This is a genomic window from Mesorhizobium sp. M4B.F.Ca.ET.017.02.2.1, assembly GCF_003998955.1.
GTDB lineage: Bacteria > Pseudomonadota > Alphaproteobacteria > Rhizobiales > Rhizobiaceae > Mesorhizobium > Mesorhizobium abyssinicae.
On the sequence record NZ_RZOF01000698.1, the window covers coordinates 1 to 535 of the forward strand.

General features: G+C 67.7%; 1 protein-coding gene and 1 pseudogene. One reads left to right on the plus strand and one right to left on the minus strand.

Translation table 11 applies throughout. The features are described 5' to 3' along the window. Positions 1-353, plus strand: a 353-nt coding sequence (locus tag EN738_RS34925; protein ID WP_145967071.1) for a sugar transferase, incomplete at its 5' end; no start/stop codon positions are given. Here the strand turns inward: EN738_RS34925 and EN738_RS34930 are convergent. After that, positions 341-535, minus strand: a pseudogene (locus tag EN738_RS34930) (epimerase); the annotation flags it as partial. The gene EN738_RS34925 and the pseudogene EN738_RS34930 sit on opposite strands and share 13 nt — an antisense overlap.

A 535-nucleotide genomic window follows, 5' to 3' on the forward strand; every position in this document is an offset into this window, starting at 1 on the left:
GGGGAACGCCGTCCTTGCCCACGCATGAGGCGCCGTCACAGGCCATTACCGCCGTTGGCAAGGCATTGCGCCGGGCCAAGATCGACGAGCTGCCGCAACTCTGGAACGTGCTCAGGGGCGAAATGAGCCTGGTCGGGCCGCGGCCGTGCCTGCCCACGCAGACCGAACTTGTGGAGCGTCGCCGGGCGCTCGGCGTGCTGTCGGCGCTTCCCGGCATCACCGGCCTCGCCCAGATCCGCGGCATCGACATGTCGGACCCGAGGCTCTGCGCGGAAACCGATGCCGAATATCTCAGGACGGCCTCGATCGGCCTCGATCTCAAAATACTGCTAGGGACGATCTATCGCGCGTGAGCGGCGGCCGATTTGCGCCGCCGCGCCAGTTCGGTGAGTTGGTCCAGCGTGTCGGCTTGCGGAATCCATCCCTCCGAGACAAGCAGCGACGGATCGCAGATCTGACTTGCCGTCAGGGCGTCCCACGCCTTGCCTTTGCCAAGCACCTTCGCCGCCGCGCGCAGGGGGGCTCCCGGCACGGC